Below are 22229 nucleotides of genomic sequence, written 5' to 3' on the forward strand. Positions count from 1 at the left end.
CCCTTGCAGATATTCGAAGGGCCGCCGCGCGAGGGGGGAGCGCGGCGACCCTTCCCGCTGACCGGCTGTCCCAGGGGGCGCGGGACAGCCGGCGCGGATCAGCGAAGGCTGGTGACGGTGTTGGTCGCCTGGTTGCCGATCGCGACTGCACTCACCTGATTGCCGGTGAGCGCGAAGCTGCTCCCCGTCATCGCGCCAAGCGGCATGGTCAGCCGATTGCCGGTCGCGAACGCGATCACCGGACCGTAATTGGTCTGGCTGCTGACAACCGCCACACTGGGCGGCGAGCCGACGGACGACAGCGTCGCGGCGTTGGTCGCGGTGTTGCCATAGGCGGCGGCGGAAACGCTGTTGCCGCCGACCACCAGCGAGGACCGGCTCATGCCTGCGAGCGGCCCGTTGAATGCCGCGCCGACCATGCTGTCCGAGGCCGCGGCGGTCACGCTGCCATAGTTGGTCTGGGCGTTGAGCAGCGGGGCGCCGGCCTCCGCCCAGAGGTCGTACCGGCCGGCCCCGGCCGACGCCGCCGCCATTGCCACGCCGCCGCGCACGACCAGTTGGTTGTCCGCGGCATTGCCGCGGGCGAGCGCGCTGGTGGCATTGTCGGCGATCGACACCAAGGACCCGTCGATCATCGGCGTCCCGGGGAATGGCGAGACGCGATAACCGGCGTCCAACGACGCGCTCGCTGTGACATTGGCGGTGCTGAACTGCTGGTTGCCGAGCGCCGACGCCGCGCCGCCGCCCACTGCAGCGAACTCGACGACATTGGTCGCCCGGTTGGCCGCCGCCTCCGCCGTGGTCGCATTGTCCGCGACCACGAAGCGCGAGCCGGCCAACCCGATGCCGCTGTCGGCATTCTCGATCGACGTGATGGCGTCGGCGGAAATGCCGCCGCCGGCAAATTGCAGATTGCCGAAAACATGGTCGCCCGAGACCGCGACACTGCTGCCGATCGCGACCTGTGCGTTGCGGCCGGTAAGCGCGCCGCCATAGACAGCATCGAGCGAAAGCCGATTGTCGGCCTCGTTGATGCCGACGTAGGCTTGGTTGATATTGGCTTTCACCGACACGCTCGAGCCGTCCAGCGATCCCGGCGTGACCAGCGCCTGATAGGCATGCGCCTTCCCGATCACCTGGCCATATTGCGCCGAGGACAAGGCGGAGCCGGGCGCCGGCAAGTCCGCCGCGCCGAGACTGACCGCATCGACCGACACCCGGTTGGCGACGGTGTTGCCGATGATCGTCGCGGCGACCTGATTGTCTTCGACGCCATAGTCCGAGCCATAGGCGCGGGAGTCTCCGAGCATCCCGAAACGGCCGGCGACAATGCTGTCGAGGCCGACCGCATCTTCCAGCGCGCCCGACAAGCCGAGCGTCTGGCTGCTGGCCAGCGCATAGTCCGCCGCGGCGCCATAGCCATCGGGAAGCGGTCCCGAGACTGCTTCGTCATGCGCGCTGCCATTGGCGAGGCCGGTGCCCGTCACGTACACGCTGTTCGACGCCGAATTGCCGATCGCGGTCCCGGTCAGCGCGTTATCCCGGACCGACAGCTCGGAGCCGAGCACCGTCGCCGGAAGCGCCAGGACCGTACCGAGCGGTGCGAGGCCATTGCCCGCTTCCACCCGGATCCCGCCACTGCCGCTCTGGATATTGTTGAGGTCCGCGCTGGTTCGCAGCGCGGGTGCGGCGAGTGTGAGACCGCTGGTCGCACCATTGCCCGTCGCCGCGACGCTGACCGCATTGCGGTCGGCGGCCAGTGCCGAGCGCAGGACAGGACCCGCCACGCCGAGCTTGAGCGCGCTGGTCGAGACCGCGGCGATACGGGCCTTGCCGAAGTCCTGGACATTCTGGACACTGAAGGCGGCGGTCACGCTCGAGCTGTTGTCGTATCCGCTCGATGCGGTACCGACAGGTCCTGATCCCGGCAGGCCGACGGTGTCGATGTCGGTCGCCTCGACGCTGAGCAGGTTGCGCTCCGCGAGATTGGCGATCGCGACGGCGCGTGCGGTATTGTCCGACAGCGAAGCCTGCGCCTCCGACATGGTCCCCAGAATGTTGGACCGCATGCCGCCGACGGTATCGGCCCTGATGTCGATATCTCCGGCGCGCTGCACGCTGGTGATGTTGGCGACCGCGCCGCCGCCCGAGACCGTGCCGATCCGCAGCGCCATCGCATTGTCCGACTGGCTGCCGTAGCTGCCGGCGACGAGGGCATCGCCGTCATGCCGCGCGCTGGACCGCGAGAGTTGGCCGAACACCACCAGGTGGAACGGGTCCGACCCGTCGTAATCGCCGGCTCGAACCGTGACGGACCCGTCCTGCTGCTGATGGCTGAGCGTCGCGAAGGTCGCCGAGACGGCGGGGTTCCCATCGGACGGAACCAGCGACGCCGGTGCGCCACCATCCGCCCCCCATGCATTGGTGCCGGTGACGGAGAAGTCGCTTGAGAACGCGTTGCCATAGCCGAGTGCGCGGACGAGATTGTCCGTCATCGCGATCTCGCTGTCGAAGGTCGCCCCCACGCCGATGCGCATCGCGGCCATGTTCGTGGCAGTGACGGCCGATCGCGGGTCGTTCGACTGGAAGCCGAGGATGCCGCCCGCAGCCGGTTCCTGCAGCCCCGCCAGGGACAGCGCCGCGGCCGCATCGTTGCCGAGCGCTTGGGCATCCAGACGGTTGTCGGCGACAGTGATGCGGTTGGCATGGCTGGTATCGGCGCTGATCGCGAGGACACCGCCGGTGCTCAGCGCGGTCGTGGTGGCGGCCATGCCGCGCTGGGTCGTGACAAGCAACGCGGCACCGTCGGCGACAATGCCGCCATTGCCCGACATGAGTTCGGTGGTCCGGCGCCAGCCAGCTTCGGACACTTCGGTGGCAAGCTTGCTGTCCGAACGGTTGGCGCGCACCGAGGTGGTAACTGCGTTGGCACGCAGCGCGATATCGGAGCTCTCGGCCGGGGGTGTGGCGGCTACGATCTCGAAGCCGCTGGTATCGGCAAGCGCGCGGCTATGGTCGGCACGCTGGTGGCTCTCGGCGACGCGCGTGCCGTTGACCTGATCAGTGGACTGCGCGGCGGCAGGCGAGACAGCAAGCATGGCGGCAAGCGCTGCGGTGGCGGCGCCGATCATCAGCGCGGTGCGGGAATGAGCGATACGGGACATGGGGGTTACTCCAGTTGAAGGATGAAGGCAGGCAGTGGGTGAAGACTGAGCTGTCGGGTCGGCGCCTCCCTGAGACGTGAGGGATCGAGCCGCTCAGCCGCCGATGCGGCGGCGAGCGAGGTTCTGGGCGCCGGCTTCACCGCGATGCAGGGTCGTGTCGGACGAGGCCGGCCGCCAGCGCAGTGCAATCACGGCCTTGCCGACGCCGCGGGCGGCCAGGGCCGCGACCACCGCCGCGATCCGCTGGTCGGTGAGCGCGTCGCGCTTTGCCGGTTCGAGCACTTCCACGTCGCGCGCCGCGATCCGCAGCTCGACCGGCGCCGCGCGCGCCGCGCCGGCAACGCGGTCGAGCAAGGCCTGCGCCGAACCGCCGAGATCGGAGGACCCCGGCTCGAACATCAGCGCCACCCCGTCGCCGGTCCCCGAGCCCGGCTGCGCCGCGGTGTTGAGCGCCTGCGCGGTCACGACCGCGCCCTTCGAGACGGGGTCAGCGCGTTCAGCGAAGCCGATGGGCGGAAGCGAGATCGCAGGGTTCCAGGACTGCATCGCAATGCACCCTTGGGGATCGACGCCAGCGACGGCGCCCACCAGCCGCATCGTCGCTTCCTCGAGCGTGGTACGGATGCCCAGCTGCAGCGGCTCCTGCCCCTTTGCGCCGAGGTTCACGTCGAACAGCTCGGACCCGAAGAAGCGGAAGGTGTTGAAGCCGACCTCATAGCCGGTGAACTGCTTGGTGAGGCTTACCGTGCGGGCGACCAGCAGCGAGCGGGTATCGACGATCCTGAGATCGATCGCGACCGACTGGGTATAGGTGCGGACCTTGGGCCCGACCTGCCCGACCCGCACTTCTGCGCCGCCCGAGCGGATATTGTAGTTGAGCTCGGTGATGCCGCCGACGATGTAATAGTCCGAGGCAGCGATGCTCCCGCCATAATAAGGCAGCCACGGAACGTTCGACGCGCCAGTAGCGCCGCTCACTTTATGGGCATTGCCGTCGCCGAGCTGACGGCGCTCGGTGTAACCAAGCTCACGCTCGCCGATGGTCGGGTCGAAGCGTTCGGCGAGCGTGACCGGCCCCGCCAGCTTGCCGAGCGCCGATGCGACCATCAGCGCGCCGCCCTGGGTGATGGCGGTGCCTTCGCTGACCGAATATTTGCCGGTGAAGTCGCGGACGTCGCCGACCGCAATCACCAGTCGGTCCCGCTGCGCTGCCGAGAGCTGCGCGCTGAAGCACGCAAGCGCGGGGTCCATAGGCGTGCGGTTGTCGCGGGCAGCGGCGCCGATCAGCACCGGCTCCTCGCCCGGCGCCAGGCGCTGCTGCTTCAGAGTCACGCATCCTGCCAAGGCAGGCAGCAGCAGAGCGGACAGGAGCGAGCGGGTACGGGAGCGCGTACGGCTCGATAAAGGCGGCGCCATCAGTTGAGCGCTCCGAAGCCGCAGGCGGTGCTACCCTGGACGCTGGCACGCTGGTCGCCGCCATTGGTCTGCGAGGAGTTGAGCGCCTGCCAGGCCGGGCCGTCGGCACTGGCGCCGGTGGAGCCGATCGCAGTCGATGCGACGGGACCGCTATTGTCCTGATCGAGCGCGAGATTCGCCCGGCTCTCACCCGAGGCCGAGCCCGCATTTCCGGTCGCCGCCGAATTGGCGCCTGTCACGCTGGGCGAATTGGCGATGGCGCTTTGCGCGCCGCTATTGCCGACCGCGCTTGCCGCGACAGAGCAATTATACTGGCGCGCGATGTTCGTGTTGTAGACCGGCGGCGCATAAATGCCGGCGCGGGCCCGTGCGATCAGTTCGGCCATCGCGGCCTGGGCAGCGAGGTCTTGCGGGGTCTCGAACTGCCAGGCGCGGTTCTCGCCAACCTCCTGCGCGAAGGCCGGACCGGCCGCAAGCGATGCGAGAACTGCCGCCGCCGCACTCAGGCGCAGCCCGCTGAACCCCGAAAATTCGAACCCCTTGATCATGACGATGCTCCTTTCGCCGGCGCGGAAGCGCGGCGTCGGGAGCAAGGAAGAGAAGCGCAAAGGGCTGGGCCGCAACAGCAATCGGCGGCCGTCGCAGCGTGGCGTAGAAGTAGAAAGCTATGGCGGTGGCGAGGGTCCGGGCAGTGCGCGCCTGGAATCCAAACGCCGCTTCGATTTGGCGGGACAGCAACCGCGAGTCGCGTCGGCTGGAACCGTCAGCGCCTGCGAAGCTTGCGAGACTTCGGACCGGGCGTCATCCTCACCTTGTGAAGCATCATTATGTTCCGCAATTCCTGCTGCGGCGCTGGGCGAACGCTCAGGGCAAGGTGCAGAATCTCAGCGTCCGCCGCGGCCGCCTGGTGTGCAGTGCCCGGATGCCCGAATATACCGGCTACGAAAATGGCCTCTACGCAATCGTCGCGAGCTCGCTTGGACTATCGCCCGATCATCTCGAGCGCAGCTTCTTCAGTCCGATCGACAATGATGCGGCCAAGGTGCTCGAAAAGTTCGAGCAACACGCCGAGATCACCGCCGATGAGCATCGCGCCTGGACTTTGTTTCTCAGCTCGCTGCGCATCCGTCAGCCCGACGTGCTGGCCCATCTGCGCAAGCAAGGCATCGCGCTCCTGAGGGCGACGCTGGCGGAGCGCGACAAGGATACGCTGCCGGAAGGCTGGCCCTCGACCGAGGAGTGGTTCGCGCAGAATTTCCCCGGCGCGCTGGACGCGGCGCCGCTGCTGCACTGGCTGCCGGACATGATCCGGCAGGACGGGGTGATGGATGCGTTCGCCGGTCTGAGATGGTGGTTCCGCGAGTTCGATTCGGCCGGCCCCAGCCTTCTGCTTTCGGATCTGCCGATCCATTGGGAAGGCGGCTTCCACAATCCCGGCTTCATGATCCAGCTGCCGGTCGGGCCTCACCGCGTCTTCTTCGGCGCCCGCTCGGCCGAAACCGAGCAGCTTCTCGACCAGCTGCCGCCAGCCGATCTGACTGAGCGGATAAACCGGACCTCGATCGCCGCATCGGCACAGCGGCTCTGGGCCTTGGACAAGGAAGAAGCGTTGGCCCTGATCGGGGCGAACCTCGATATCCTGGGAGCCAATGTCACGCCGTTCGGATCGATCATGCCAACCGGCTGACCAGCGTCAGGTCACGTCGATCAACACAACACGCACTCCGGGATCGTCAACGATCCCCGCTGCGCGGCGTTATGCCGACCTGAACCTCGACGGTTGGCAGCTCCAAGAGCCGGCGCGGCAGGCAGCCAGGCCTGCCCTCGGCCTTTTCCACCAGCGCGGCGTAGGGGTCACCTATCCGGAGTGCGAGCGCGTCGTAGGTCAGCCAGTCGGCAAGCGAACGGGATGCGGTGGCAACGACTTCCTTCCGCAACCTCGTCCCGGATCCTCTATGCTCAGATAGGTCGGCAACAAGCTGCGTCGGGATCACGGGAACGCCGCGGCCGAACAAAGGCGGTGCGAGGAAGAAATAGACGCTCGAATCGGTTTGTGCCTGAAGCGCGAGCCGCTGTTCCCGGTGGAGCGCGAAAGAGGTCTGCCAGGTCGGCTGCACCTTCGCCCTTCTGTTTCGATAAAGTCGCTTGGCCTGGATGAGCGTGACGCGCCTTCCCAGCGAGATGCCGTCGAGCATCGGATCAACGATCAGGCAAAGGTCGGCCGAAAAGCTCTTGGCCCCCTTGATGCCCTTGCGGCCTTCCTCGGGCCGATCGACGTTGCGGTATCGCATGCTCACGGAAGCTCGATGCGGCGCCGCCGAAGCGCGAGCGAGCGCTTCAAGTGTATCGTCGAGCGCCGAGAACCGGGTCGAGAGGTCGCGAAACAGCGTCGCAAGAAGGCGGTCTTCGCCCTCGTCGCCATGCGCATCATATTCGCTGGCGACATGGGCCTCTACTCGAGAGATCGTGTGCTCGATAAGTCGCTCGATATTGCGGTCGCCCAGCCAGGTGCGGGGAAACTCGCCGGTGTCCGGCGTCCCGCTTTCCAACGTGACCAAGCTCCCGACCAAGCTATTGGTGCTGGGAAGGACGGTAGCCATCGGCAGGTCGCTGAACTTGGCCGCGCGGACTGCGCGCGCCGCGTATCGGACGAGATCGACCGGATGGCTTTCGAGCTCGATCAAAAAGTCACGGTCATCGGCATGGACAAGCGCCACCGCTGCAAATTGCGCCAGATCGGCAGCCTGACCGCTCGGCCACCACAGCAACGCCTCGATCGCCGCTTGTCGAAGGTCGGCATCGTCTCCGATCAGCTCCTGCAGGCTATCGACATAGGCGGCACGGGTTTCCGCCGGCCGGGACAGGAGATCCGTTTCGCCATAGCCTGGGCGATGCTGGACCAATTCGAGCAGCATGACGGCCAACGCGCGGACCTTAGTCTGCCCTTCGATGGCGCGCGCCATTTCATCGCGGGCTGAAACGAGCAGTCGAGAATCCGATTGCAGTTTCGGGATTTCGAAAGCTGCATAGGGTTCGGCATATGCCGGCCGGACTCGAAGGATCGCCATGAGGACGGTCCAGGGAGTCCATCCAACACCGCGACCGATGGCGGCGAACAGACACGTCGCAAAGTCGCGTTCGTCACGCCCGCCGATCGCCGCGATCAGGGTGCGCGCCTGAGCCTTGGTCTTTACCGCCAGTTGCGAGAGCAGGTCCTCAAGCCACAAATTCTGTCGGGTCGTGCCCTTCAGCTCGTCCGCAAGTCTGGCAATAAAGAGCGGTTCGTCGGCCAGGCGCGGAAAATGCTCGAAGAGCGAATATCCCATATGCCGTTGCGCGGCATATGCGGCGAGCGCCGCTTCGAAGTATGACCAGCGCCGTTCGACATGCTTTACGATTCCTGCCCGCAGCGCTTCATCGCGGCCTGTCGAACGATGGTCCTTGCTCAACTCGAGCAGCTTGAGGACAACATTCAGGTCGACATGCGCGTCAGCGGTTTCCTGGGCGAGGGCCGCGACCGCCTGCTCCAGTTCGTTGAATGACGGCACCCTACCACTGCTCCCTAGATTGAGGATGCGGCGTACACGATATCGGGGCCGACGGTCAGGGAGCAGCGTGTCGATAACCGCGACCAGCATATCCTCAGCGGTCGGCGGCTTGTCGCTTGTCGCATCTTCGTCCGCCAACACTCGTCTCTCCCTGCTCGATCACACATTTTGCGGATCTTGGCAGGCGGATACTAGGCCGAACGAAGATGATTGCGACTCTTCAGCTTCCGAGGTCTGGCGATTACCGCCCGATCGTCATCGCCTGATCTTAGTGAACTCGCGATCGCTCGCCATGAACTGAGCGAGCATCGGCACGACGAGCTTTGCGGGGCCCTGCGAGGCCTGTCCGGTCTCCGCGGCGTGCGCCTCTGCATAGGCGGTCAGGTCGCGATAGACATCGGCGGGCATGTCGATCGTGACCTTCACCGGCTTGTCGTCCGCGATGGGGCCGAGCTTGAGCGTCATTTCGAGCCCCCATCGCCCGAACCAAAAACGATATCGCGCGTCACGATCACGCGCAGCTGAAAGCCCGGCCGGATCGTCAGCGTCGGTTGCACACCCATCTGGCGCCGGACGAGATCCTGGCCCGTTCGCCCGATCGATTGCGCGCTTCGCTGCCGCAAGGCCCGGACGAGGTCGTCGTCATCGCTGTTACCGACTTCGGTTCCGACGCTGAGCAGGGTGGAGATCAGCGCGGCGCGAAGCATCCCGCCCCAGTGCTGGTTTACGTGGTCCTCGAGACCCGAATAGCCGGCGACGTCCGCGCCCGGCACTCGGTCGAGCTGGATCGAGCGGCCGTCGGGCAGGATGAGGCGGTCCCAGGCGAGGAGCACGCGATTCTGGCCGAACGAGACCTGCGAGTCATATTCGCCGATCAATCTGCTGCCTTGCGGGATCAGCAAATACCTGCCGCTCACGCTGTCGTAGACATTCTGGGTCACTTGCGCGGTGATCGTGCCGGGCAGGTCGGAGCGGATGCCCGTAATCAGTGCAGCGGGAATGACGCTCCCCGCCAGGACGGTGTGAGGCGAGGCTGGCGCGACGCGGTAGCTGCTCTGCGTGGGACCATTGCCGGACCCCCGCAGGAAATCGCGCTTCCCCGACTGGTCCGTCCCGGCGTTCGTCGAGCCCGGTGCCGCTGGGACCGCGGCAGCGCCGGCGGGCGCAGGCGCAGACAACGACGGGGCTCCCGCCACAGACATGGATGCAGCGGTGCTTTCCCCGCCCGCAAAGACCTTGCTGGTGCGCGCAGCGTCACGCTCCTGCCGCACCCGATCGCGCGCGGCATGGGCAGCGTCTGCGCCGGCGGCCGGCACCGGCGCACCCATCGGCGGCGGCGAGACGTCGACCCCGCGTTGTTGGGCGGAAAGAATCGGGCGGCCGAGATCGCCTGGGAGCGGCGGGCCGAGCTTGGGCACTTGTGAATAATCCTTCGGCGCACCGGCGAGATTGTCCGAGGTCGCACGGTTGTCGGTCGCATAAAGTTCGGTCTGACCCTTGGGCGCCGAGGGCTGGAGCGCGTAGATCAACGCACCGCCAATCCCGGCAGTCGCGACCAGGCCGACCGTCGCCAGCGCTTTGCGAGACAGTCGCATCACGCGCGGCGGGTCGCCGCGCAGGCGCAGGTCTGCCGCGCCGATCGAAGGTTCGGCGGACGCGGTCATTTCGACTTCTCCCGGCGCGCGGGATCGAGGCGAAGGATGCGGACGCGTTGCTCGGCCTTGCCGCCGCCTAGGCGCATCTCGGCGCCCGCGAACAGGCGATCGACAACCAGATAGCGGCCGCGCACCCGGTAATTGACAAGCTCGCCCTCGCCCTTGGCGCCGGCAATGAACAAGGGCGGAAGGTCGCTCTGGCCAACACTCTGCGGCAGCTCGATGAACACCTGGCGGCCATCGTCGAACGCGCGCAGCGGACGCCATGCCGGCCGGTCGCCTTCTATACGGTAGCGGAAGTCGAGCGCATCGATATCGATGCTGGGCACGACCGGCGGCGCGTCCGCCGCCTCGCGATTGCGTGCCGCGAGCGCGATCAACGCATCCTGCGGATAGGTCCAGGACACCGACGCCATATAGGTCTCGGGTGTCGAGTGAAGTTCGACGTGGTAGGTGCGGCGGTCGGTGTTGATGACCAAGTTGGTCACCAGACCGCTCCTCGTCGGCTTTACGAGAATGTGGACGCGCTGCGCGACCCCGACGCCGCTCACGGTATCGCCGATGATCCAGCGGACCGTATCACCCGCGGCGACCGGACCGGGGCCAACCAGCTGCTCGCCCTCCTGGAGAGCGATGTCGGTGACTTGCCCGGGCGCGGTGTACAGCTGATAGAGGGCGCCTTCGGCCCAGGGATAGAGCTGGATCGCATTGAGAAAGCCTTCGCGTACCGGCTGCATGCGCGCGGCGGCGTTCGCCGTGCCGATCCGCGCTCTCGGATCAGCAGGCTCGCGCGCGGCCGGGGACGATACCGGCTTCAACTGCCCAGGCAGCGGCAAGGGCTCCGGGATACGAACGATCTCGACCGATCTGGGCGGGTTGGGTTCGGGCACCGCAGCCGGCGCGGCGTCGAACGCCAGCGGCGGGGTCTGCGCTTGTGAAGCGGTGCAGGCGGCGAGCGGAAGGGCCGCTAGGACCAGTGCCGAACGGATGGGGGTCATTGCGAGAGCTCCTTTGACCAGTTGAGGGCATTGACGAAGACGCCGAGCGGATTCTTGCGCAGGGCATCTGGCGTGCGGGGGGTCTGGATCACTACGGTCGCGATCGCCGACCAGCGTTCGGTGGCGGCGAGGCTGCCGTCCTGATAGCGGCGCTCAGTCCAGGAGATCCGGAAGCTGTTGTCCGAGGCGCGGATCACGCTCGATACGTCGACCGCTACCTGAGACTTGCCGACCTGCGCGAACGGGTCGTTGTTGCGGGCATAGTCGTTGAGCGCGAGCGCACCCTTGGCGGTCGTGAAATCATAGGCTCTCAGCCAGCTCTGGCGCAGCACCACGGGGTCGGCGGGGATGCCGCGGACATTCTCGATGAACCGCGCCAGATGATAGGCGATCTGCGGGTCGCTCGGCCGATAGTCGGCATCGGCGGGAGCGACGGCCTGCGCCTCGCCCAGCTTGTCGACCTGGACGATCCACGGCGTGATCGTGCCGCGCATCGCCATCCCGATCAGGCCGGCAATGGACAGCGCCAGGAGTGCCAGCGACGCGAAGCAGGCGAGCCGCCAGCTGCGGGCCTGGACCCGGCCCGAGCCGATCCGGTCATCCCATTCCTGCCCAGCGCGCTGGTACGGCGTCACGGGTTCCGGCGTTGCGCCGTAGCGCACGGTCGATCGTCGAAACATGATGATTTACTCCTTGTCGGTGACGCTGACGGAGGCCCCGGGGCCGCGGCTGTCGCCGCCTCGCAGCGTGTGGGTTGCAACGTTGGCGCCGTGGACGATCGCCTGGTGGCGACGCATCGATTTGGCCCAGGCGGGAGGCTCGCTGCGCGGCGTGTCCGCTGCGGGTGGCGGCGTGGATGGGGTTTCCTCGGCCTGCCCCGTGGCAGCAGTCGTGGGCGTCGCTTCGCTCTGGGGCATCGGAACTCCGCCGCTGTCGCGCTCGACCGGGCCGGCGCCGGTCTGAGGTTTGGGGGCGCCACCCGAATCGCGTTCGGCCGGTGCCGGTGCGGGCGATGGTGCCGCGGCGCTCCCCGAAACCGGGGCACCGCTGCCGCCGCCCGATCCGCCAGTGCCGCCGCCGGAAGCGCGGCGAAGCGGCGACATGGCGCTGTTGGCGGCTGTGCGGCCGACATTGCCGAGCCCGGATGCGACCCCGGCGATGCCCGACTTGCCTTCGGCACCCGCGCGATAGGCGCTGGCTGCCGTGCTGACCGTGCGGCCCGCACCCGCCAGCGCGCCGCCTGCGGCGCCCAGCGCTGCGCCACCGGCGGCGGCGCCTGCCGCGACCACGCCGCCTGCGGCAAGTGCAGTGCCAGCTGCCGCGCCGGCGCCCAGCTGCGGGCCGCCCGAGACGATGCCGCTGGCGATACCGGGGCCGAAGATGCCGAGGCCCAGCAGGCACAGCGCGCCAAGCACGATCGCCATCGCGTCCTCGATCGTCGGCTGCGCGTTGCCGATCGCGTCGGTGAATTCGGAAAAGAGCGTCGAGCCGATCCCGACAATGACCGCGAGCACGAGGACCTTAATGCCCGACGACACGACGTTGCCGAGCACCCGCTCGGCCATAAAGGCAGTCTTGCCGAACAGTCCGAACGGGATCAGCACGAAACCGCACAACACGGTCAGCTTGAACTCGATGAGGGTCACGAAGAGCTGGACGGCGAGCACGAAGAAGGCGAGCAGCACGATCACCCACGCGAACAGCAGCACGACGATCTGAATGAAGTTCTCGAAGAAGCTGATGTAACCCATCAGGCCCGAGATCGAGTCGAGGATCGGGCGTCCGGCGTCGAGGCCGACCTGGGCGACCCGACCCGGCTGCAGCAATTCAGCGGTCGTGAATCCCGTGCCGGACGCCTTCAGGCCAAGTCCGGCGAAGCTCTCGAAGACGATCCTCGCGAGCATGTTCCAGTTGCCGATGATGTAGGCGAAAATGCCCACGAACAGCGTCTTCTTGACGAGGCGCGCGATGATGTCGTCGCCTTCGCCGAAGGTCCAGAAAAGCGCCGCCAGCGTCACGTCGATGACGATCAGGGTCGTCGCAAGGAAGGCGACCTCGCCCTGGAGCAGGCCGAACCCGGAATCGATGTAGGAAGTGAAGACCTCAAGGAACCGGTCGACCACGCCTGTGCCGCCCATGTCACTGCTCCTGCTGGAAACTGGGATCCGCGTCGTTCGCGACGATCGTCGGTTCGGAAGACTTTGCCGGTGCCTCGCTCTGCGCCAGCTCGGCCTCCTGGTCAGGCCGTAGTCCGAAGAACCGCCGGCGGTTCTCGGCCCAGGCTGCGAGGCAGCCCGGGTCCGAGCCCGCCGCCTGTCCGGCCAACTGGCAGCTCCGGAGCTTCGCCTGGAGCGGGTCTGTGGGCAGGTCGGTCGAGAGGGTGGCGGGTGGCGATGCCGGTTTCGGCTCCTCGCGAAAGGCGAGCAGGCCCATTGCGAGCGCCACGCCGAGGCACGCACAAGCGCCGATGCGAGCCGGAAGCCGGATGTTCATCGCCCCGGCCTTCAGCGGTGGAACATCTGCACCGCGGTCGGCTGATAGCCGGTCCCGGGCGTGAGGAAGCGGCGCAGCTGCTCGCGCGCCTGGTCCTGCGCGGCGGCGCGCTGCGCGCTTTCCAGCGCCTGTGCGCGACCCTGGGCGGCGACCACTGCGGTCAGGTCGGCGAGTTGCCGGGCTTGGAGCGCGAGCAACTGGTTGCCCGCTTGTGCCGCCTGCAGCGCGCCGGACGCGGACTGGCTGGAGCCGATGATCCGGTCCATCGCCTCGCGCGACCCTTCGATATTCCCGACAACCCCGGCCTGGACCTTCAGCGCGTCCTCTAAGCCGGCAACCGTGTCTTCCCAGCGCCCCCGGGCATTGTCGACCAGCGCCTTGTCGGTCGCGGACATCGGTGCACCGCGGTACCGCTTGGTGAACGCCTCGTCGATCGACTGGACCGAATAGGCGATACGCTGGGCGTTGCTGAGCAGCTGCTGGGTCGCACGGACCTGCGACTGGAGCTCCGCAAGCGCGGATGTGGGCAGCGATGCCAGGTTCTTGGCGTCGTTGATCAGCGACTGGGCTTCGTTCTGCAGCGACTTGATCTGGTTGTTGATCTGCTCGAGCGTGCGCGCGGCGGTCAGCACATTCTGCGAATAGTTGGTCGGGTCGTAGACGATCCCGCCGAACTGGGCATGGGCGGGCGCCGCCATGCAGGACAGCAGCAATGCTGAAGCGCCGGAAAGCGCGAGGCGGCGAAGCGATTTGATACGCATGACAGTTACTCCTGGGCAGTGAGGGGCAGAAGATCCGCGGCCCAATCGAGTCCGCGGGCGCGCAGCCACGCGGCGGCGAAACCGGCGCGGCCATGGGCTTCGAGAAGTTCGGCGATGCGCCGCTGGTCGGTCCGGGACGACGCGGCGGAAAAGGCGAGCGCGACCTCGCCTAGTCCGAGATCGAACAGGCGATTGCCGCGGCGCGACTGGCAGTAATAATCGCGCTTCGGAGTGGCCCGGGCGAGGATCTCGATCTGGCGATCGTTGAGCCCGAACCGGCGATAAATGGCAGCGATCTGCGGCTCGAACGCGCGTTCATTGGGCAGGAAGATGCGGGTCGGGCAGCTCTCGACGATCGCCGGCGCGATTGCCGACGTTTCGATATCGGCAAGACTCTGGGTTGCGAAGACGACGCTCGCATTCTTCTTGCGCAACGTCTTCAGCCATTCGCGCAGCTGCTGCGCGAAAGCCGGGCTGTCGAGGACGAGCCAGCCTTCGTCGATGATGATCATCGTCGGCTCACCGGTGAGATGCGCCTCGATCCGGTGGAACAGATAAGAGAGCACCGCTGGCGCTGCAGCGCTGCCGACCAGCCCTTCGGTCTCAAATGCCTGGACGCGTGCCTCGCCCAGATGCTCGGATTCTGCGTCGAGCAACTGGCCGTGGGGCCCGCCGACGCAATAGGGTCCAAGTGCCTGTTTGAGCTGCTGGGACTGCAGCAGCACGGCGAGGCCGGTGAGCGTCCGCTCCGAAACGGGCGCGGAGGCCAGCGAGTTCAGCGCCGCCCAGAGATGCTCCTTGGCCTGGGGATCGAGCGGCACGCCTTCCGAGGCGAGGATGGCGCCGAGCCACTCTGCGGCCCAGCTGCGCTCGGCAAGGTCGTCGATCCGAGCGAGGGGTTGCAGCCGCACGCCATGGGGACTCTCATCCTGGGGCGCATGTCCGAGGTCCTGCCAGTCTCCGCCCATCGCCAGGGCAGCGGCGCGGATCGACCCGCCAAAGTCGAACGCGAAGATCTGCGCATCCTCGTAGCGCCGGAACTGCATGGCCATCAGCGCCAGCAGCACCGACTTGCCGGCGCCGGTTGGCCCCACGATCAGCGTATGGCCGACATCGCCGACATGGAGCGAGAAGCGGAAGGGGGTCGAACCTTCGGTCCGGGCAAAGAACAGCGGCGCCGCATCGAAATGCTCGTCGCGCCCCGGCCCCGCCCAGACCGCCGAGAGCGGTACCATATGCGCGAGATTGAGTGTCGAGATCGGCGGCTGGCGGACATTGGCATAGACATGGCCGGGCAAGCTGCCGAGCCAGGCTTCGACTGCATTCATCCCTTCCGCAATGACGGTGAAATCGCGGCCCTGGACCACCTTTTCCACGAGCCGGAGCTTCTCGGCGGCAAGGCCGGGATCTGCATCCCAGACGGTGACCGTCGCTGTTACATAGGCCTGGCCAACGACGTCGCTGCCAAGCTCCTGCAGTGCGAGATCGGCATCGGCGGCCTTGTTCGATGCGTCGCTGTCGACCAGCACCGACGCCTCGTTGGTCATTACCTCCTTGAGGATCGCGGCGATTGATTTGCGCTTGGCGAACCACTGCCGGCGAATGCGGCCGAGCAGCTTGGTCGCGTCGGTCTTGTCGAGCGTGATTGCCCGCGTCACCCAGCGATACGGAAAGGCCAGCCGGTTGAGATCGTCGAGCAGGCCTGGGAAGGTCGAACTCGGAAAGCCGGTCACGGTCAGCGTGCGCAGATGCTGGCTGCCAAGCCTCGGCTCCAGTCCTCCGACCAACGTCTCGTCCGCCAGGATCGAGTCCAGATACATCGGGATGTCGGGGACGCCGACCCGCTGGCGCCGGCAAGAGACCGTCGAATGGAGATAGGTCAGCGTCTCGCCGTCATCGAGCCAACGCGCTTCCGGCACGAATCCTTCGAGCAGCTGGAGCAGCCGGGTGCTGCGATCGACGAAGCTGGCAACCAGCTCATGGGGATCGACGCCCGTGCGCGAGCGGCCCTCATAGAGCCAGCCTTCGGCGCGCGCCGCATCCTCGGGTGGCGGCATCCATTGCAGCGTCAGGAAGTACGCACTCTCGAAATGCGCGCCTTCCTCGGCGAACTGTTCGCGACGCTCGCGCTCGACCAGTGCCGAGGCCGGATCTGGAAACTGGTCCAGCGGGTAGTCGAGCGCCGGAATGCGCTGCGCCTCGAAGAAGATCGCCCAGCCAGAGCCCAGCCGCCGGAGCGCGCTGTTTAGCCGTCCGGCCGTGGCGACCAGCTCCGCGGGTGTCGCCGAGTCCAGGTCGGGACCTCGGATTGCGGCGGTCCGCTGGAACGAGCCATCCTTGTTGAGGACCACGCCCGGCGCGATCAGCGCCGCCCAGGGCAGGAAATCGGAAAGCGTCGTGCCGCGCGCACGATATTCGCGGAGGAACATCATCGTCGCCTCACGCCCGCAGAAAGGCGGGGTAGCGCATATGGCGCCGGCCGACTTCGAGGAATTGGGGGTCCCGGCGGGCCGCCCAGACTGCGGCGGCGTGGCCGACCGCCCAGATGAGCAGCCCGACCAGCCACAGCCGCAATCCCAGGCCGACCGCACCGGCAAGCGTGCCGTTGACGATTGCGACCGAGCGCGGCGCGCCGCCGAGCAGGATCTGCTCGGTCAGCGCGCGATGGACGGGCGCGAAATAGCCGGGGATGGCCGCGCCGGGATCGAGCGTCTCCATCAGATCAGCGCCCCACCGCCGAAGCTGAAGAAGCTGAGGAAGAAGGAGCTGGCGGCAAAGGCGATGCTCAGCCCGAAGACGATCTGGATGAGACGGCGGAACCCGCCCGACGTCTCACCGAAGGCGAGCGTCAGGCCGGTCACGATGATGATGATCACCGCGATGATCTTGGCGACCGGGCCTTCGATGCTCTCCAGGATCGACTGGAGCGGGCTCTCCCATGGCATCGACGATCCCGAGGCATGCGCCGGGCTGGCGGCAAGCGCGACCAGCGCGCAGGTGGTGAGGGCCGCCACGCGGGTGCGGGCGGCGGAAAGCGAGACGTTCATTCGGCTTCTCCGTGGTCAAGGAAATGGAGGCGATATTCGCCCGAGGGCTCGAGTCCTTCGACGCGGGCGAGTTCGGCGAGGCGGCGGCCGGTACCGTCGCGCACCAGCACTGCGATCAGGCCGATGGTCTCGGCGATCAGCGGGCGGGGCACGGTGGTAACGGCTTCCTGGATCAGTTGTTCGAGGCGGCGCAGCGCGCCGATGGCGGTGCCGGCATGGATGGTTCCGAACCCGCCGGGGTGGCCTGTGCCCCAGGCCTTGAGGAGATCGAGCGCTTCGGCGCCGCGGACTTCGCCGATCGGAATGCGGTCCGGGCGCAGGCGCAACGAGGAGCGGACGAGATCGGAGAGTGTCGCCACCCCTTCCTTGGTCCGCATCGCGACCAGATTGGGTGCGGTGCATTGCAACTCGCGCGTGTCCTCGATCAGGACGATACGGTCGCTTGTCTCCGAAATCTCGGCGAGGAGTGCGTTGGTGAGCGTGGTCTTGCCGGTACCGGTGCCGCCAGCGACCAGGATGTTCTCGCGCCCGGTCACCGCGGCGCGAAGCGACGCGCACTGGGCGATGGAGATGATGCCGGATGCGACATAGTCGTTGAGCGTGAACACCGCGACTGCGGGCTTGCGGATCGCGAAGGCCGGCGCGGTCACAATCGGAGGCAGCAGCCCTTCGAAGCGCTCACCCGACTCGGGTAGTTCCGCCGACACCCGCGGGGAACGGCCATGCACTTCGCTGCCGACATGGTGCGCGACCAGCCGGATGATCCGTTCGCCATCGGCTGCCGAGACCATTTCGCCGGTGTCGGCGAGCCCGGCGCCGAGCCGGTCAACCCAGAGTCGCCCATCCGGATTGAGCATGACCTCGACGATCTCGGGATCGTCCAGCCACGCGGCAATCGCGGTACCGAGCGCCGTCCGCAGCATGCGGGCGCCGCGGCGCGAGGACTCGGATCTGGCTGGCGTTGCCGTCACGATCGGACACCCTGGCTTCAGGCCGGAGCGTGAGTGCGCCGGCGACAGGGCTGACTAAGGGCGCACGAAATATTCTCAGCGCAACAGCTACTTAATTCCGTCGCACAATAGCGTAGAAGAAGAAGGTTGCGGCGTGGGTGCCGGCTGGAGCAAGCGGGCAAAACCCGCTTGGGCAGCGTCTTGCTATGCAAGCACGCGACTCCGCAGTTTGCGGCGGCCTACGGATCTTGACCGCCGCAAACTGCGTCAAACCTAAATTCGCCGCTCGCGGTTGCTTATCGGCCGGCGATCCTAGCTTTGAAATTCTTTCGCAGCACGCGAAGCACCGCTTCGAGCGTGAGAATGACGGCCAACGAGAGCCCGAACAATGGCAGCAAGGCGCCGAGCACGATAATAACCGCAATCGGCCATCGCTTGGACAACGAACCTTGTACCGGGGGTGCGCCTACTGCGCCCTGCGGGCGGCGTTTCAACCACATCGCAACCCCTAACCCGCTGATTGCCACGAGTAAGATCGCAGTGATCAAGCCCATCAGTTGATTGGCGAGCCCGAACAGCTGGCCCTCATGCCAGGCGATGCCGGTATTCACGATCCGGTCGACGACATGCTTGTCTGCGAAACCGCTTCGCCCCGTCTCGGCACCAGTCTCCGGGTCGTAGGTTACTTCACGACCCAAAGGCCGATTCTGCGCTTCGGATTTGGCGGTCCACACATCGCCGGTCGGCGGGCCGAAGCGCTGTGGCGCGTGGGGCGGGATCACCAGTGCAGGAAAGGCCAGATGCTCGACCTGCGCCTTGGCGACGAACGCCGATAGCGTCAGTCCGGCGGGGATCGACGCAGGCAACATGTTCATCGGCATTGGCATACCCTCTGCGTGATGATCGTGCTGCGGTTCGCTCGCGGCGGTACCGATCTTCCATTCCTGCCGCCCTTCGACCAGCCCGAGTTCGGTGCGCGCCCATTTGAATGCGCTGCCCCATGCCCCGGCCCAAGGCAGACCGCTTGCCAGCATCACCAACACGAAGCCTGCGATCCAGAAGCCAGTGACCCGGTGGATATCCTTGAGCAGCGGGCGCCCCTTGAGAGAGAGGCGCGGCCACAAGGTCCCAGCGGCACTGAACGGTCGGGGCAACCACAGATAAAGCCCGCTCAGGATCAGCACGATCGTCCAGCTGGCGGCCAGCTCGACCAGCCAATCGCCCCATTTGCCCAGCAGCAGCGTTCCGTGGATCTTCGCCACCGTCTCAGAAATCTTGCTCGCCGGATCGCGCGCGCCGAGCAGCTGGCCCTGGGGCGACACGAACACGTCCAGTTTGTCGCCATTGGCGAAGACGAGCGTGATCATAGCCGCATCGCCTGCCCTTTGTGGCAGGCGATAGGCATTCAGGCGCCCCGTGGGGAATGTGGTCAGCGCCGACGCGAGCTGCTGGTCCGGCGATACCGCATTGTCCGTCGGGAGTGCCTGATAGGAGCGTTCTTGCCATCTATCGATCTGCGGCTTGAACAGATAGATCGTGCCCGTCACTGACAGGATCAGGATGAAGGGCAGGACGAACAGCCCGGCGTAGAAATGCCAGCGCCAGATCCTGCGATAGAGCGTCCCCGAGCCGGTACCGGCCCGGGGCTTTGCTGCGGTCGTCACCATTTGAACCGCACTCCAGCGAAGACCGCTCGGCCGGTGCCCGGATTGAAAAGCTCCGAGCCGGGGCTGGCGACACCCGCGACCGCGACGGTCGAGATATAGCGCCTGTCGGTCAGGTTGCGTCCCTCGACATAGATCGACCAGTGTTTGCCCGTGTCGAACCCGGCCTTGAGGTTGAACAGCGCATAGGGATTGACCGTCAGCGTGTTGGCATTGTCGGCATAATAGGATTGGGGCGACCATTCGGCATTGGGTCCGGCATAGAAGCCGCTCTTGTGCTTGTAGAGCAATTCGGCGCGCAGGAAGTGCTGCGGCACGCCAGGTAGACGGTTGTCGCCATAGGTCGCGTCGTCGTCGAAGAAGAAGTCGCTATAGGTGTAAGCGCCGGTGAACGAGAGGCTGTCGCCCGAGTTGGACAACGGAATCGTCGCGTCGACGCCGGCTTCGATCCCCTGATGCACGGTGTGGCCGACATTTATGATGCCGCACGCGCTGAATGGGCCGGTTGTCAGGCACTGCAGTTCGTCGGTGAGCTCCGAGCGGTAGAGCGAGACGTCCCAGCCGAAATTGCCGCGATGCCCGCGCGTGCCGATCTCATAGGTGGTCGCTCGCTGCGGCCTGAGATTGACCGCGGTGATGACGTTGGCGTCGTAGCTCGGCACTTCGGCGCTGCGTGAGACGTTGGCGAAGATCTGGGTGCCGGGCTGCACTTCCCACAGCACGCCGAACTTCGGGCTCCACAGGCTGAAATCCCTGCGGCCGGACTGGTCGCCGTTCGAGAGGAAACGGTCGCGCCGGTCGCGGCTCGCATCGAGGTACTGGATGCCGGCGATCAGCGAAAGGTTTGGCCGCACATATAGCGAGTCCTCGGCGTAGAAAGACAGGTTGCCTGACTTGTCGACCATCGAGGCAGCAAGCGCACCCTTGGTGGCCGCGACGTTGACATATTGATTGGTGTCGATCGTCCCGTTCTGGAGATTGGCGCCGACCGTCAGCCGGTTGCGCAGACCGCCGAGAGAGCGATCGTCCACCACCCGCACGAACGCGCCGTAGTCGTCGACCGTATAGTCGAGATACTGGAAGATCGGATGATCGACATGGCGCCAGTTGTAGAAAGCGCCGACATCGAGCGTGGTGTCGCCGAACGTGAAGCTGGTCTTGTTCGACACGCGGATCGATTCGACGTTACGCTGCTGATCCTGCGCCTCCCAGACGGCGTTCGCGGCGCGCGGCGTGTTCAGCGCCTGCGCTTTTGTCACTTCGCCGGGAATGCGCTGATTGGTACTCGCTGCCGTCACATAGAAGCGCGTCTCGACCGTCGGCGATAAGCGGTAGCCGAAGTTGAGGTTTCCGCGAAGCGCATCGCCGTTGCTATGATCGCGATAGCCATCGATGCGCTGGCCCGAGACGGTCGCGAAATAGTCGAAGTTCCCCGATGCGCCGCCGGTGCTGACCTGCCCCTTCACATAGCCGAAGCTGGCGACGTCAATCCGCGCATCGAGCATTGACGCATCGCGCCCGGTGGGCGTCACCAGATTTACGGCTCCGCCAAGCGCGTTCGAGCCGTAGCGCAGCGCGTTCCCACCCTTGAATACCTCGACATAGCGGTAGGCGCTGGGATCAATCTCGAAAAAGTCCATCAGGCCGTCCGACGTGTTCATCGGAATCCCGTCGAGCAGAACCGTGATGCCGCGGATGCCATAAGCGCGCGACAGGCCGGAACCGCGGATCGCGACACGCGCGTCGTCGCCCATGCGCAGCTGGGTGATGACGCCTGGCACATAATCGAGGATATCCTTGATGTTCTGGACCGGCGTGTTCTTGAACGTGGTGTCTGACACGACCTCGACGCCACCGGGCGTGCGCTCGATCTCGGTCCTCGCCTGTTCTGTTTCGCGTGCGCCGATGACGATAATGGTGGTCCGGTTTGTGCGATCCTGATCGTCAGCGCGATCCTGCGCAAACACCGGCGTGGCAATCGTAGTGGCGAGCAGCGCCGCCAACATGGTCTTGTTCATTTTGTCATAGCCCTTTTCAGGCGCGGCGAAGCCGCACCCGTAATCCTGATCGGAACGAGAGGACGGGCCTCGCGTCCGCGTGAAGCAGTCGGATCAGGCCAGGACCGGAGGGCCTCTGAGCGGCGGGCGCAACCGAAGGATGGCGCGTGGCGGCAGGTATGGCGAGAAGGTGAGCCCAAGCGCCAAGACAAACGCGACCAGCACGGCAAGCTGGATCGGATCGGCGCCGGCCAGCGAAGGAAGTGATAGATCGGCGAAGGCGCATGGGCTCTGCGCCTGACGATCTTCGGGCTGATGCTTAAGCCCGGGAATCTCGACGACAATCTTTGTCGGTCCCATGCCCGAGCAAATGCTCATGACCATCCTGCCGTCCCGCACCACCGGCATGAACCCCGCGGGTACCAGAATGCGCAACAGCAAGGCCGCCACCACGATCAGTGCGGCCAGATTGCGATGGGTGCGAGCAATGGTGCGGAGCGAGGCCACGGGCGGCGCTCTAATACCCGCACGGTTGG

19 protein-coding genes are annotated in these 22229 nt (G+C 66.3%); 1 reads left to right on the forward strand and 18 read right to left on the reverse strand.

Annotated elements, in window-relative coordinates; genetic code table 11:
• Positions 1 to 98: 98 nt before the first annotated feature.
• The 3 genes from SSO01S_RS09920 to SSO01S_RS09930 all read right to left on the reverse strand — a co-directional run bounded on the left by SSO01S_RS09920 (position 99) and on the right by SSO01S_RS09930 (position 5128).
• Entirely contained in the window at positions 99 to 3164 is a 3066-nt protein-coding gene (locus SSO01S_RS09920) for a beta strand repeat-containing protein (protein WP_066798526.1), read from the reverse strand.
• Between the two features lie 93 nt (positions 3165 to 3257).
• The gene (locus SSO01S_RS09925; RefSeq protein ID WP_245646715.1) at positions 3258 to 4496 is read right to left on the reverse strand and encodes a CsgG/HfaB family protein; all 1239 of its coding nucleotides are present in this window, start codon (positions 4494 to 4496) and stop codon (positions 3258 to 3260) included.
• An 83-nt stretch (positions 4497 to 4579) separates the two neighbouring features.
• Positions 4580 to 5128, reverse strand: coding sequence for a hypothetical protein (locus SSO01S_RS09930; RefSeq protein ID WP_218000359.1), 549 nt, complete (start codon positions 5126 to 5128; stop codon positions 4580 to 4582).
• Positions 5129 to 5394: 266 nt separating this feature from the next.
• On the opposite strand from SSO01S_RS09930, the gene SSO01S_RS09935 reads away from it, so the two are divergent.
• Positions 5395 to 6267 carry a DUF4238 domain-containing protein gene (locus SSO01S_RS09935; RefSeq protein ID WP_066798528.1) on the forward strand — a complete coding sequence of 291 codons (873 nt, stop codon included), beginning with the start codon at positions 5395 to 5397 and terminating at the stop codon, positions 6265 to 6267.
• A gap of 46 nt (positions 6268 to 6313) precedes the next feature.
• Here SSO01S_RS09935 and SSO01S_RS09940 read toward each other — a convergent pair whose 3' ends face one another.
• From SSO01S_RS09940 to SSO01S_RS10010, 15 genes are all read right to left on the reverse strand, one after another.
• Positions 6314 to 8269, reverse strand: a complete 1956-nt coding sequence (locus SSO01S_RS09940) for a hypothetical protein (protein ID WP_157073720.1) — start codon at positions 8267 to 8269, stop codon at positions 6314 to 6316.
• Positions 8270 to 8383: 114 nt separating this feature from the next.
• The gene (locus SSO01S_RS09945; RefSeq protein WP_066798530.1) at positions 8384 to 8593 is read right to left on the reverse strand and encodes a DUF2274 domain-containing protein; all 210 of its coding nucleotides are present in this window, start codon (positions 8591 to 8593) and stop codon (positions 8384 to 8386) included.
• Positions 8590 to 9792, reverse strand: coding sequence for a TraB/TrbI/VirB10 family type IV secretion system protein (locus SSO01S_RS09950; protein ID WP_066798531.1), 1203 nt, complete (start codon positions 9790 to 9792; stop codon positions 8590 to 8592). Before SSO01S_RS09950 ends, SSO01S_RS09945 begins: the two co-directional genes overlap by 4 nt.
• On the reverse strand, positions 9789 to 10781 hold the full coding sequence (trbG, locus tag SSO01S_RS09955; RefSeq protein ID WP_066798532.1) for a P-type conjugative transfer protein TrbG: 993 nt from the start codon (positions 10779 to 10781) through the stop codon (positions 9789 to 9791). The genes SSO01S_RS09950 and trbG overlap by 4 nt, the downstream gene beginning before the upstream one ends.
• The gene (trbF, locus tag SSO01S_RS09960; protein ID WP_066798533.1) at positions 10778 to 11461 is read right to left on the reverse strand and encodes a conjugal transfer protein TrbF; all 684 of its coding nucleotides are present in this window, start codon (positions 11459 to 11461) and stop codon (positions 10778 to 10780) included. Before trbF ends, trbG begins: the two co-directional genes overlap by 4 nt.
• A 6-nt stretch (positions 11462 to 11467) precedes the next feature.
• The gene (gene trbL, locus SSO01S_RS09965; protein WP_066798534.1) at positions 11468 to 12919 is read right to left on the reverse strand and encodes a P-type conjugative transfer protein TrbL; all 1452 of its coding nucleotides are present in this window, start codon (positions 12917 to 12919) and stop codon (positions 11468 to 11470) included.
• Position 12920: 1 nt separating this feature from the next.
• Positions 12921 to 13274 carry a putative entry exclusion protein TrbK-alt gene (gene trbK-alt, locus SSO01S_RS09970; RefSeq protein ID WP_083942957.1) on the reverse strand — a complete coding sequence of 118 codons (354 nt, stop codon included), beginning with the start codon at positions 13272 to 13274 and terminating at the stop codon, positions 12921 to 12923.
• Positions 13275 to 13285: 11 nt separating this feature from the next.
• Positions 13286 to 14035, reverse strand: coding sequence for a P-type conjugative transfer protein TrbJ (trbJ, locus tag SSO01S_RS09975; RefSeq protein ID WP_066798536.1), 750 nt, complete (start codon positions 14033 to 14035; stop codon positions 13286 to 13288).
• A gap of 5 nt (positions 14036 to 14040) precedes the next feature.
• Positions 14041 to 16467, reverse strand: a complete 2427-nt coding sequence (gene trbE / locus SSO01S_RS09980) for a conjugal transfer protein TrbE (RefSeq protein WP_066798537.1) — start codon at positions 16465 to 16467, stop codon at positions 14041 to 14043.
• A gap of 7 nt (positions 16468 to 16474) precedes the next feature.
• The gene (locus SSO01S_RS09985) at positions 16475 to 16753 is read right to left on the reverse strand and encodes a VirB3 family type IV secretion system protein (RefSeq protein WP_066798538.1); all 279 of its coding nucleotides are present in this window, start codon (positions 16751 to 16753) and stop codon (positions 16475 to 16477) included.
• On the reverse strand, positions 16753 to 17082 hold the full coding sequence (locus tag SSO01S_RS09990) for a TrbC/VirB2 family type IV secretion system protein (protein WP_066798539.1): 330 nt from the start codon (positions 17080 to 17082) through the stop codon (positions 16753 to 16755). The genes SSO01S_RS09985 and SSO01S_RS09990 overlap by 1 nt, the downstream gene beginning before the upstream one ends.
• Positions 17079 to 18053 carry a P-type conjugative transfer ATPase TrbB gene (gene trbB, locus SSO01S_RS09995; RefSeq protein ID WP_066798540.1) on the reverse strand — a complete coding sequence of 325 codons (975 nt, stop codon included), beginning with the start codon at positions 18051 to 18053 and terminating at the stop codon, positions 17079 to 17081. The genes SSO01S_RS09990 and trbB overlap by 4 nt, the downstream gene beginning before the upstream one ends.
• Before the next feature lie 275 nt (positions 18054 to 18328).
• Positions 18329 to 19699 (reverse strand): PepSY-associated TM helix domain-containing protein, encoded by a 1371-nt coding sequence (locus SSO01S_RS10000; RefSeq protein ID WP_157073721.1) that lies wholly within the window; start codon positions 19697 to 19699, stop codon positions 18329 to 18331.
• Positions 19693 to 21714: a TonB-dependent receptor family protein gene (locus SSO01S_RS10005; protein WP_066798541.1), complete on the reverse strand. Its 2022-nt coding sequence runs from the start codon at positions 21712 to 21714 to the stop codon at positions 19693 to 19695. Before SSO01S_RS10005 ends, SSO01S_RS10000 begins: the two co-directional genes overlap by 7 nt.
• Before the next feature lie 93 nt (positions 21715 to 21807).
• On the reverse strand, positions 21808 to 22200 hold the full coding sequence (locus tag SSO01S_RS10010) for a hypothetical protein (protein WP_157073722.1): 393 nt from the start codon (positions 22198 to 22200) through the stop codon (positions 21808 to 21810).
• Positions 22201 to 22229 lie beyond the last annotated feature (29 nt).

The sequence above is a fragment of the Sphingomonas soli NBRC 100801 genome, assembly GCF_001591025.1.
GTDB classification, from domain to species: Bacteria; Pseudomonadota; Alphaproteobacteria; order Sphingomonadales; family Sphingomonadaceae; genus Sphingomonas; species Sphingomonas soli.

What these genes read in the sequence shown, in the direction of transcription:
- SSO01S_RS09920 (WP_066798526.1), bottom strand. Translation starts at nt 3,164, where the DNA reads ATGTCCCGTATCGCTCATTCCCGCACCGCGCTGATGATCGGCGCCGCC.
- SSO01S_RS09930 (WP_218000359.1), bottom strand. Translation starts at nt 5,128, where the DNA reads ATGATCAAGGGGTTCGAATTTTCGGGGTTCAGCGGGCTGCGCCTGAGT.
- SSO01S_RS09945 (WP_066798530.1), bottom strand. Translation starts at nt 8,593, where the DNA reads ATGACGCTCAAGCTCGGCCCCATCGCGGACGACAAGCCGGTGAAGGTC.
- SSO01S_RS09950 (WP_066798531.1), bottom strand. Translation starts at nt 9,792, where the DNA reads ATGACCGCGTCCGCCGAACCTTCGATCGGCGCGGCAGACCTGCGCCTG.
- trbG (WP_066798532.1), bottom strand. Translation starts at nt 10,781, where the DNA reads ATGACCCCCATCCGTTCGGCACTGGTCCTAGCGGCCCTTCCGCTCGCC.
- trbF (WP_066798533.1), bottom strand. Translation starts at nt 11,461, where the DNA reads ATGTTTCGACGATCGACCGTGCGCTACGGCGCAACGCCGGAACCCGTG.
- trbL (WP_066798534.1), bottom strand. Translation starts at nt 12,919, where the DNA reads ATGGGCGGCACAGGCGTGGTCGACCGGTTCCTTGAGGTCTTCACTTCC.
- trbK-alt (WP_083942957.1), bottom strand. Translation starts at nt 13,274, where the DNA reads ATGAACATCCGGCTTCCGGCTCGCATCGGCGCTTGTGCGTGCCTCGGC.
- trbJ (WP_066798536.1), bottom strand. Translation starts at nt 14,035, where the DNA reads ATGCGTATCAAATCGCTTCGCCGCCTCGCGCTTTCCGGCGCTTCAGCA.
- trbE (WP_066798537.1), bottom strand. Translation starts at nt 16,467, where the DNA reads ATGATGTTCCTCCGCGAATATCGTGCGCGCGGCACGACGCTTTCCGAT.
- SSO01S_RS09985 (WP_066798538.1), bottom strand. Translation starts at nt 16,753, where the DNA reads ATGGAGACGCTCGATCCCGGCGCGGCCATCCCCGGCTATTTCGCGCCC.
- SSO01S_RS09990 (WP_066798539.1), bottom strand. Translation starts at nt 17,082, where the DNA reads ATGAACGTCTCGCTTTCCGCCGCCCGCACCCGCGTGGCGGCCCTCACC.
- SSO01S_RS10000 (WP_157073721.1), bottom strand. Translation starts at nt 19,699, where the DNA reads ATGGTGACGACCGCAGCAAAGCCCCGGGCCGGTACCGGCTCGGGGACG.
- SSO01S_RS10005 (WP_066798541.1), bottom strand. Translation starts at nt 21,714, where the DNA reads ATGAACAAGACCATGTTGGCGGCGCTGCTCGCCACTACGATTGCCACG.